The sequence below is a fragment of the Desulforudis sp. DRI-14 genome (assembly GCF_052618305.1).
Map to the genome: position 1 here is coordinate 34680 of NZ_JBQXEZ010000017.1, position 10151 is coordinate 44830.

Consider the following 10151-nt stretch of genomic DNA (forward strand, 5'->3'; position numbering starts at 1 on the left):
CCGGCCGCCTGTTGGGCTTAAACCGGTAACCTGCCGGGTGGTTAATGAGAATAAGTTTTCAGACAGAAAGTTCCTTTGTATTGGTCGAAGCATGCCAACTTTTTGATCTTCAAGGGGCAGCGGAGCGAAGAGAGCGACGAGGCGTTTTTCGAATACCTGCGCCGGCTGGCCGGTCGCCTGGAAGAGGAGCGGGCCGGCGGGCAGCCGTTCACGTTTGACGAATTGCCTCCCGAACACCCGGCGCGCGTCTTTGCCGTCCGCGTGAATACCGACTGCGGAGCCTGAGAAAGCGTTCTCCGGAAGCCGGCGGCGGCCGCCCCGGCTGTACGGGGGCCGCCCGCTACAGGTATGCTCCCTCAAGCTCTTTGCTCAGGCGGGCGATTTCGTGCGGTGTAACTTGCGGGAGTCTGTTGTATTCGGGGTTCAGGCAGGTGCCGGGGCGAAACCCCTGCAGGCGGTGGTTCCCGGCGTTAAGGCCGGGAAAAGCCTTCACCATCTCCGTCAGGAGCTCCGGGGTATGCAGGCCGGGGACTACCGTGGTGCGGACGTAGCCGCGCTTTTGGCGCAGGACGGCGGCGATGGTTGCAGCCACGTTCTCGGGGTTGTCGCAGCTTACCAGGCTGCCGTAAAGCCGCAAAGGGGCCTTGTAATCCACGGCCACGGCGTCGACCAGACGCCGGTCAAGAAGCTCCCGCACCACTTCGGGGCGGGAGCCGTTGGTGTCGAGCTTGACGGGGAGGCCGATCTCCTTCACGAGCGCCAGGAATGCGGTCAGGCCGGGAGAAAGCGTGGGTTCGCCCCCGGTGACGACCAGCCCGTCCAGCATGGCCCGGCGTTGTCTGAGATACTGCAGGACACCGTCTGCCGTGACAAGGGGAGCAGATCGTGAGGGCTCCACGAGATCGGGATTCTGGCACCAGGGACAGCGGAAGTTGCACCCCCGCAAGAAAACCACGGCCGATACCCTGCCCGGCCAGTCCACGAGCGAGACTTTATTGAACCCGGTGCATTCGATCACGTGCGATGCCTCCTGAAGCCTTGCCGCCCGCATTTCAGCCAGCCGTTTTACAGCCGAAATGCTTTGCGCCGGCCGTATTCGGCCTTTTTCCCCTCGTTCCACTGGCTGACCGGGCGGTAATAGCCCACGATGCGCGAATAAACCTCGGCGGTGCCTCCGCAGCGCGGGCATTGCCGGTGTTCACCGCTGATGTACCCGTGGCTTGCGCACACCGAATAAGTCGGCGTGACCGAAATATAGGGCAGGCGGAAGCCCTCGGTCACCTTTTTGACGAGCGCGGCGCAGCTTTCGGGGTCGGGCAGGGCCTCGCCCACAAAAATGTGGGCCACCGTGCCGCCCGTATACATCGTCTGCAGCGGTTCCTGATGTTCGAGCATGGCGAAAACGTCGTCGGTCTCGTCAACCGGGAGCTGTGTGGAGTTGGTGTAGTAGGGCGCCGCGCCTTTTCTCCATGCGTCTTCGTTGGCCGCGAGTATGCCCGGGAATTTCTTCTTGTCGATGCGGGCCAGGCGGTGCGAACACCCCTCGGCGGGCGTCGCCTCCAGGTTGTAGAGGTTGCCGGTGCGTTCCTGCACGCCGGCCAGAAACTCCCTCAGGAAAGCGAGTATGCGCTTGGCGAAATCCCGGCCTTCCGGCTCATAGATGCTTTTACCGTGGAGGTTTTTAACCGCTTCGGCGGCTCCGACCAGGCCAATGGTGGCGAAGTGGTTGGTCCAGTAATGCCCCGTTCGCTCCTTGACCTCCCGCAGGTAATGGCGTGAGTACGGGTAGAGCCCGCCGCCGGTGAGCCTTTCGAGCACGCGGCGCTTAATCTCCAGGGACGTCACGGCGATGGATGCCAGATGGACCAGGCGGGCGAAAAAGTCCTGTTCGTCCCGCGCCAGGTACGCCAGGCGCGGCAGGTTCAGCGTGACCACCCCGATGGAACCCGTCAGGGGGCTTGCGCCGAAAAGCCCGCCGCCCCGCTTTAGAAGCTCTTTATTGTCAATTCTGAGACGACAACACATCGACCGCACGTCTTCCGGCCTGAGATCGGAATTGATGAAGTTGGCGAAATAGGGCGTCCCGTATTTGGCCGTAACGGCGAAGAGCTTTTGTGCTACAGGACCTTTCCAGGCGAATTCCGGTGAAACATTGTAGGTCGGAATAGGAAAGGCGAACCCTCGCCCGCAGGCGTCGCCATCCATTAGCACGTCGGCGAACGCTTCGTTGATCAAGTTCACTTCTTCCTGATACTCGCCGTAACCCGTAGGCAGCTCCCGGCCGCCGACCACGGCCGGTTCGTCCTTCATAAAAGCGGGGATATCCAGGTCCATGGTGATGTTGGTGAACGGTGTCTGGTAACCCGTCCGGGTGGGTACGTTTAGATTAAAAACAAACTCCTGAATGGCTTGCTTTACTTCCTTGTAGGTTAGATTGTCGGTACGAACGAAGGGGGCGAGAAGCGTATCGACGTTGGAAAAAGCCTGCGCCCCCGCGGCTTCGCCCTGAAGAGTATACAGGAAGTTGACCATTTGACCCAGCGCCGAGCGGAAGTGTTTGGGTGGCCCGGACGATACCTGGTTGGGCACCCCGCCGAAACCCTCTTCCATGAGTTGCTTAAGATCCCACCCCACGCAGTAGACACTCAGGTAACCGAGGTCATGGATGTGAAAGTCGCCTTCGAGGTGCGCCCGGCGCACTTCGGGAGGGTAGATGCGTTCCAGCCAGAAATGGGCGGCCGCGGTGTTGGAGATGTAGCTGTTCAATCCCTGCAGTGAAAAAGACGAATTGGCGTTCTCGGCCACGCGCCAGTCTGCCTGGTTGAGATAGGACTCCACCAGGTCGCAGCTTACTAAAGACTTCATTTCGCGCATCTGCCGGTGCTGTTCCCGGTACAGGATGTAGGCCTTGGCGGTCTGATGATAGCCAAGTTCCATGAGACTTTTTTCGACCAGGTCCTGTATTTCTTCAACGGTGGGGGCGGCAATGCCCCGGTTTTCCAGAGCTTCGATCACGCGCTGCGTTACCGCCGGGGCGGCGTCATCGTCCGCCCACCCGGCTTCACCTGTGGCCTTGAAAGCCTTGGCGATGGCGTTGGTAATGCGTATACTTTCGAAGGCTACTATACGCCCATCGCGTTTTTGGATCGATGTGATCATGGTTGCCTCCTTGATTAATTAATTTGGGCATATCCTCGTTAAAAACGTGTTAAGAGTGTTTACCGCTTAAGAAACTGACATTTTACCGGTTCGCGCTGACATAAAAGCACAAAGACCCTGCCCCGGTTAACTTGGGGAGGGTCCCAGCATGCAAAATCCCAATATCTCCTACCGCCTATGCACGTTAAAGACAAGCGTACCGGTGGAGCCCTTGGTTTCGAACACGCCGCTCCCCGCCTCTCGACCGGAGGCAAGAGCACTAAATAAGCAGGCAGGTCTCCTGGCTCCCGGTATCATCATCGCCCCACGCCTTCCCGGCTGCTTCGCCAGTGGCACACTTGTGAGACGACTCTCCGGTTACAGTAGCGGGACTGCTCAGGACTCGCACCTGATTCCCTATTCTCCCCTGGAGACCGTTGAAAAGCTTCGCCTGGCTTTGAGAAGTGTGAGGCGAGAGGTCAGAGGTGAGTATCAATGAAGGAATTCACCAAGCGAATTCTAACCCTGTGTCCCCACTTCTGACTTCCCACGACTCACATCTCAAAGGCCTTTCGCGCCATGCTTGCTTTTGAACGGTCTCGGGCTGACGCCGAAGAGTCAGCCCGAGACTCAGGCACATTGCTCCAGTAGCGCAAATCTTGTGGGTTTTGCAACGGCCTCCTGGCAAGGGGCACCTGCTTATCCTTAATATGTTAGAGCCATTCTAGCACGGGCGCCGGCGGCCGTCAACTGCCGCGGGGGGAGCCCCGGCGGAGAATGTGCCCGTAGCCCGTGCCTACTTGCCGCCCGATTGCCCTCAGTTCTCGTTCCCACCGGGCGAAGGATGCTTCACCTTCGCCCTGCGGCCGGCTGCGGCCGGGATAAATAGCGTAATGCTGCCGGTACGGCGCCGGCGTGACGTCCGGCATCACGACGTTCGCACCCGCGGCCAGCGCCCGACGCCGGCCGTCCGGATCGAGAACGGCCAGCGCCGTTGTAGCCGGCAGGTGGGTGTGCGGCAGTAGCAGGCGGGTTACCGCGAGGACTTTGAGCGTTGTATCTGTCGATCCCGGGGGAGAGCTGCCCAGTGGTGTATCGGGATGCGGAATGAAGGGGCCGATACCGGCCATTTCCACGCCGATGCTTTGGAGCAGAAGGATGTCGGCGGCGAGTGTTTCGCAGGTCTGACCGGGGAGGCCGACGATGCTGCCCGCGCCTACCTGGTATCCGAGCTCCTGGAGCCAGCGCAGCCTTTCAAGGCGGCTCTCGAGGGTGGTTCCGGGGCGCAAGCGTGCGAAGAGCGCCGGATCGGCCGTCTCGTGCTTCAAGAGGTAGCGGTCGGCGCCGGCATCGCGCAGCCGCCGGTAATCGTCCCGGGAGCGGTCGCCGAGGGAAAGGGTTACGGCCACATCCAGCGTTTCTTTGATCCGCTTGACCACGCGGGCAAGGTCGTCCAAAGCAAAACCCGGATCCTCGCCCGACTGCAGGACGATGCTGCGGTATCCCCCCTGGCGCGCCCGGTGCGCGGCAGCCAGGATCTCCTGCGGCGTCATCCGGTAACGCCGGATGCGGCGGTTATCCCGCCGCAGACCGCAGTAGAGACAATTCCTTGCACAGTGGTTGGAAAACTCGATGATCGCCCGCAGGTGCACTTCCGGTCCCAGGTGTGCGGCCCGCACCTGGTCGGCCGCCCGGAAAAGCGCCGCCGCCTCCTCTCCTTCGGCGCCGAGAAGAAGAACGATCTCCTCCCGCGCGAGCGTGTGGGCTTCGCCGGCCTTGGCCAGCGCGGCGGCGAACTCCGGCCGCAACATATCACTCTCCGACCGGCCCGCGGAAGCGGACCGGCAGCGCATCCTCGTCGTCCTCCCCTGTCGCGGTGCCGAAGGCGGCCAGGGCCGCCGGGAAGGGGGAAAGCGCCCGGCGCAGGACGCCGTGGATGTGCGCCATAAGCACGCCGTAGTTGACGATGGGCACACCTGCATCCCGGGCCTGCATGATGCGGGAGAGCATCTGCCGTCGGTTCAGCATGCACGCCCCGCAATGGACAATCAGCTTGTAGTCCCCGAGGTTTTCCGGGAGCGGACCGCCGCCGGCCGCCACGTCGAAGGAGAGCTCCCCGCCCACCGCCTGGCGCAGCCAGCGGGGGATCTTGACCCGGCCGATATCGTCCTCGACAGGGTGGTGGGTGCAGGCTTCGGCGATGAGGACCCTGTCACCCGCTCGCAGTTTGTCTACGGCACCGACCCCGGCCACCAGGGTATTCAGGTCGCCTTTGTAGCGGGCCATCAGGATTGAGAAGGAGGTAAAGAGCACGTCGGGAGGGGTGTCCGCGGCGGCCTTGAGGTAAGCCGAGGCGTCGGTGACCACCAGGCGCGGCCGCCTGACCATACCGTCGAGCGCGTGGCGGAGTTCGCGTTCCTTGACCATCACCGCCACTCCGTCGTGCTCCAGCACGTCTCGGATCACCTGCTGCTGCGGCAGGATGAGCCTGCCCTTGGGCGCCGCCTTGTCGATGGGAATCACCAGGACCACCGTGTCGCCGGGCGCGATGAGGTCTCCCGCAATGGTCGGCAGTGCCCAGTCCCCGGGCGTGTGACGGACGATCAACTGTTTGAGACGGTCGATGCCGAGACCTTTCAGCGCGCTGACGGCCGTCCAGGGTATGGGCAGGACCGCCGCCCAGGCCGAAAGGGGCGGGTCCGGGTGGATGTCAAGTTTGTTGGCCACGCCGATAACGGGAATGTTGCGGGCGCGCACCATGGCCACCATGTCCTCCTCGTATTTGCCGGGACCATCCGCCGGGTCGACCACCAGGAGCGCCAGGTCCGTCTTCGACAATACCTCGAGGCTCTTTTTGACCCGCAGGGCTCCCAGATCACCGGTGTCGTCAAGACCCGCCGTGTCGATGAGCATCACCGGCCCGAGGGGCAGGATCTCCATAGCCTTGGTTACCGGGTCGGTGGTCGTGCCGGGAACATCGGCCACGATGGCGATCTCCTGCCCCGCCAGGGCGTTGATCAGGCTCGATTTCCCGGCGTTGCGCCGGCCGAGGAGGGCGATGTGCGGTCGCTGGCCGCGCGGGGTGGCGTTCAGATCACTCATTCCCGGTTCCCTCCTCCTTTGCGTGTTGCCGAAGCCGCAGTGCGGCCTCCCGTACTGCCCGCAGCAACTCTTCCTTTTGACCCGGCGGCAATTCCTCCGCGCCCGCGTAAAACATCCAGAGACCTTCATCTATTTCCACCTTCTCCGGCGGCAGGTAGGTTTCTTCGCCGTGGCCTCCCAGGTAGTGCAGGCGGTGGCCGAGCGCCCGGGCGAAATAAACCTTCCGGACCCCGAAGCGCTCGCAAACCGCGCGGGCCAGGGTGCCGAAAACGTCAGAATTTGGCATCGCGTTCTCCCGCCTCCACCCGTTGCAGCAGTTTGTGCAGCTGCGGTGTGCGCTTGGGCATCTTCTGATTGAACCACTCCAGGTAGTGCCCGATGACTTCCTCGCCCAGGGCCCGCGTCTGCGGCGAAGCGTAATCGAGCAGGTATTCTTTAAACGTGAGCGCCGCGTTCGGGATGCAGAAGTTTTTCACCAGTCCCTTCTTGGCAAAGGACATGAAGTGGCACCCCGTGCGCGCGGCCCGGTAGCACGAGGTACAGAAGGAGGGGATGTAGCCGTCCTGGCAGAGTTCGTAAATGAATTCGTCGAGCGAACGGGTGTCGCCGAGCTGAAACTGCTGCCGGTCCGGGATGTGCTCCCGCTCCATCTCGGCATAGCCGCCCACGGCGATGCGGGAGCCGGCGTCCACTTGCGAAATCCCCAGGCGGATGGCTTCCCGCCGGAATTCCGGCCGTTCACGGCAGGTAAGGATCATACCGGTATACGGCACCGCGCACCGCAGGACGGCGATGACTTTCTTGAAGTCTTCGTCACTGACCAGGTAGGGCGAGTTTGTCGTGAGAGGCGTGTTCAGGGCCGGTTCGAGCCTGGGGAAGGAAATGGTGTGCGGTCCCACGCCGAACTCCCGCTCGAGGTCCCTGGCGTGGATAATGAGGCCCAAAACCTCGAAACGCCAGTCGTACAGGCCGAAGAGTGCGCCGATGGCCACGTCGTCGATACCCGCCTCCTGGGCCCGGTGCTGGGCAAAGAGCCGCCAGCGGTAAGAGCCTTTGGGCGTGTTGGCCGGGTGCATTTTCCGGTAGGTGGCATGGTGGTAGGTCTCCTGGAAGACCTGGTAGGTACCGATGCCGACATCCTTTACGCGACGGTATTCCTCCACCGTCAGCGGAGGTGCGTTCACGTTCACCCTCCTGATCTCCCCGCGCCCTTTCTTGATGGAGTAGATCTTTTCGATGGTGCGGCACATGTAGTCGATATCGCTTTCCGGGTGCTCCCCGTAGACCACGATCAGACGCTTGTGCCCTTTCGAAATGAGGATCCTGACCTCCTGTTCCAGTTCTTCCAGAGAGAGGGTTCTTTTGGTCACCGCGTCGTTGGTGTGGCGAAAACCGCAGTAGGCGCAGTTGTTCACACAAGGGCTCGACAGGTACAGCGGCGCGAAGAGCACGATCCGGTTGCCGTACACCTCTTCCTTAATCCAGCGCGCGGTGGCGAAAACCTCTTGCACCAGCTCGGGGTCGCGGCAGTTAATCAACACCGCCGCCTCTTCCGGTGTAAGACCCTTCAATTCCCGGGCTTTGGCCAGGACTTCCTCGATCTGTGGTCGGTCGGGATGGGCCCTGCTTTCGAGGATACGCCGGATTTCGTCGTCGTCTATAAAGTCCGTCCGCTTTTCTGTTTCCTCGTACTTTCTGATTACTGCCGTACGCTGCTCGCGCCAGGCTTGCTCTTGCGGGGTCACGCTAGCTCTCTCCTTTCAAATCAGGTCAAATCAGGTTCTTTTATCGGCCGACCTGTTCCGGTTTTCGAAAAGATCACCACCTCGCTTCCGCCGAAAATAACGCGCACCGGCGATACCCGGCGTGGTCAGTTCCTCGGGGCGCAGTATCACCTCGATCTCGTCGGGGGAGAAGAGCCCTTCTTCAACCAGGAGATCGGTCACCGGACGCCGGGCGGCCGCCGCCCGGAGTACCAAGGCAGTGGCTTTCTCATACCCGATGTAGGGAACGAAGGCCGTAATCACGCTCTGGCTGGCGTCCAAAAGTTCCCGGCAGCGGGCGGCATCGGCCTCGATGCCTCGGATGCATCCGGCGGCAAAGATGTCAACCGCGTTGGCCAGCAGCGTTAAAGACTGTAGGAGATTATGGGCGATCAGCGGCAGAAAGGCGTTGAGCTCCAGTTGTCCGGAGGCGGCGGCTATGCCGACGGCCGCGTCGTTGGCCATTACCTGGAAGGCGACCTGGGTCACCATCTCCGGAATAACGGGGTTCACCTTGCCGGGCATGATCGACGAGCCGGCCTGCGCTTCGGGGAGCCTGATTTCGGCGAGGCCCGCCCGGGGGCCGGAAGAGAGGAGGCGCAAATCTCCCGCGATTTTGGCCAGGCTGACCGCCGCTGCCTTCAGGAATCCGGAGACTTCCGCAAAGATGTCGGCGTTTTGCGTGGCCTCGAAGGTGTTCTCAGCACGCGAAAGGCCAAACCCGGTCAACTCACGGAGGACCTCGATGACACGGTATGTATAGCGCCGGCTCGCGTTCAGCCCCGTGCCCACGGCCGTACCGCCCAGATTTACCTGCCGCAGCCGCTCCTCCGCTTTGTAGAGACGCCACCAGTCACGGGCCACCGCTTCGGCCCAGGCGCCGAACTCCTGGCCGAGGGTGACCGGGACGGCGTCCTGCATTTCGGTGCGGCCGGTCTTCAGAATGCGGGCGAACTCCTTCTCCTTGGCCTGCAGCGCCCCCTGCAGGCCGGCCATCGCCCGGGCGAGCCGCCGCACCAGCTTGATGGCGGCGACCCGCAAGGCCGTAGGAAAGGTGTCGTTGGTGGACTGGCCCAGGTTGACGTGGTCCAGGGGGTGAACAAGCGAGTAGTCGCCCTTTTCGCCTCCGAGCAGCTCGATGGCCCGGTTGGCGATGACTTCGTTGACGTTCATATTGGTTGAGGTGCCCGCGCCGCCCTGGAAGGCGTCGACCAGGATCTGGTCCCGCCACATCCCTGCGGCCAGTTCTTCCGCCGCCTGCGCGATAACCGCCCCGCGCCGCGCGTCCAAAAGCCCGGTTTCCATGTTGGCCAGGGCCGCCGCCTTTTTGACCAGCGCCAGGGCCCAGATCAGGTCGGGGTGGACCGCGATGCCGGAGACGGCGAAGTTCTCCCGCGCCCGCAAGGTGTGGATGCCGTAGTAGGCGTCGCGGGGTAGGGCCGCTTCACCGAGCAGATCTTTTTCCGTTCTGAGGGAAGGGGAATCCGAAAAAGTGGTCTCCACAGTCAGGTGCGCCTCCCCGTCAAAGCACTTTTTACCTTCACGCCCGGCAAGGCCCCGAGTTTACCCGTCAAGGCGCCGATGGCGTCGGTACTCCCGTCAACGATCAGGGCGATCACCGAAAAGCCTTTCTCACGGTAGGGGATACCCATGCGACCGACGATAATGTCGGCATGTACACACAGGATTTCGTTGACCCTGGACGCCATTTCCCGCCGGTTTTCCACTACAATACCCAGAACACCGATCCGAGTCTCCATGTAACATCTCCCCCAAGAATTTCAGAAGCCCACCCCGGCAAAAAGGGTGGGCCCGCTATCCCTTGCCTTCAGGTTTAACCCTCCACGCAGGACATCAGTTTATGTCTATGAAAGAAAACCACAAGGACTGCCCCGGACTTTCCGGAAAAGCTAAGACCTTCGCGGTCTTTTTGCAGCCTTCATGGTTAATTCTAAGTTGTCATACGGCCTTCTTCGACGGATATCGTCAACTTCCTGCTGAACAAAGCTAAAATTCTATTACATACGGTAAACTTACGCCAACCGGAACTGTTTTCTACAAATCAGGGTTTACAAATAGACAGCGTAAAGTTTATCTCGACTTTGACGCCTTGCCATACGGGAACCCAGCAAAATCAGGGCTTCACAG

The 10151-nt window shown here is 61.6% G+C and carries 9 protein-coding genes and 1 riboswitch; of the genes, 1 reads left to right on the plus strand and 8 read right to left on the minus strand.

The window, feature by feature from the left end; all coding sequences use genetic code 11:
* Positions 1–102: 102 nt before the first annotated feature.
* Positions 103–285, plus strand: a complete 183-nt coding sequence (locus ACUM6F_RS09715; RefSeq protein ID WP_445349094.1) for a hypothetical protein — start codon at positions 103–105, stop codon at positions 283–285.
* Positions 286–340: 55 nt separating this feature from the next.
* On the opposite strand, the gene ACUM6F_RS09720 is transcribed toward ACUM6F_RS09715, so the two are convergent.
* The 8 genes from ACUM6F_RS09720 to ACUM6F_RS09755 form a co-directional block, all read right to left on the minus strand.
* Positions 341–1018, minus strand: coding sequence for an anaerobic ribonucleoside-triphosphate reductase activating protein (locus ACUM6F_RS09720; RefSeq protein WP_445349095.1), 678 nt, complete (start codon positions 1016–1018; stop codon positions 341–343).
* A gap of 47 nt (positions 1019–1065) precedes the next feature.
* Positions 1066–3159, minus strand: coding sequence for a ribonucleoside triphosphate reductase (locus ACUM6F_RS09725; RefSeq protein ID WP_445349096.1), 2094 nt, complete (start codon positions 3157–3159; stop codon positions 1066–1068).
* 253 nt (positions 3160–3412) lie between these two features.
* A riboswitch (cobalamin riboswitch) is annotated at positions 3413–3587 on the minus strand.
* Positions 3588–3884: 297 nt separating this feature from the next.
* Positions 3885–4991: a [FeFe] hydrogenase H-cluster radical SAM maturase HydE gene (gene hydE, locus ACUM6F_RS09730; protein ID WP_445349097.1), complete on the minus strand. Its 1107-nt coding sequence runs from the start codon at positions 4989–4991 to the stop codon at positions 3885–3887.
* Positions 4951–6231 (minus strand): [FeFe] hydrogenase H-cluster maturation GTPase HydF, encoded by a 1281-nt coding sequence (gene hydF / locus ACUM6F_RS09735; protein WP_445349103.1) that lies wholly within the window; start codon positions 6229–6231, stop codon positions 4951–4953. The genes hydE and hydF overlap by 41 nt, the downstream gene beginning before the upstream one ends.
* A 1-nt stretch (position 6232) precedes the next feature.
* Positions 6233–6526: a hypothetical protein gene (locus ACUM6F_RS09740; protein WP_445349098.1), complete on the minus strand. Its 294-nt coding sequence runs from the start codon at positions 6524–6526 to the stop codon at positions 6233–6235.
* Positions 6513–7985: a [FeFe] hydrogenase H-cluster radical SAM maturase HydG gene (hydG, locus tag ACUM6F_RS09745; RefSeq protein ID WP_445349099.1), complete on the minus strand. Its 1473-nt coding sequence runs from the start codon at positions 7983–7985 to the stop codon at positions 6513–6515. The genes ACUM6F_RS09740 and hydG overlap by 14 nt, the downstream gene beginning before the upstream one ends.
* A 30-nt stretch (positions 7986–8015) precedes the next feature.
* Complete coding sequence (locus tag ACUM6F_RS09750; RefSeq protein ID WP_445349100.1) at positions 8016–9506, minus strand: aspartate ammonia-lyase; 1491 nt, start codon at positions 9504–9506, stop codon at positions 8016–8018.
* Between the two features lie 2 nt (positions 9507–9508).
* Entirely contained in the window at positions 9509–9763 is a 255-nt protein-coding gene (locus tag ACUM6F_RS09755) for a TM1266 family iron-only hydrogenase system putative regulator (protein ID WP_445349101.1), read from the minus strand.
* Between the last annotated feature and the right edge of the window lie 388 nt (positions 9764–10151).

Bases quoted from the DNA above. Each gene is read 5' to 3' on its own strand.
- ACUM6F_RS09755 (WP_445349101.1), bottom strand. From the start codon at position 9,763: ATGGAGACTCGGATCGGTGTTCTGGGTATTGTAGTGGAAAACCGGCGG.
- ACUM6F_RS09725 (WP_445349096.1), bottom strand. From the start codon at position 3,159: ATGATCACATCGATCCAAAAACGCGATGGGCGTATAGTAGCCTTCGAA.
- hydE (WP_445349097.1), bottom strand. From the start codon at position 4,991: ATGCGCTGCCGGTCCGCTTCCGCGGGCCGGTCGGAGAGTGATATGTTG.
- ACUM6F_RS09740 (WP_445349098.1), bottom strand. From the start codon at position 6,526: ATGCCAAATTCTGACGTTTTCGGCACCCTGGCCCGCGCGGTTTGCGAG.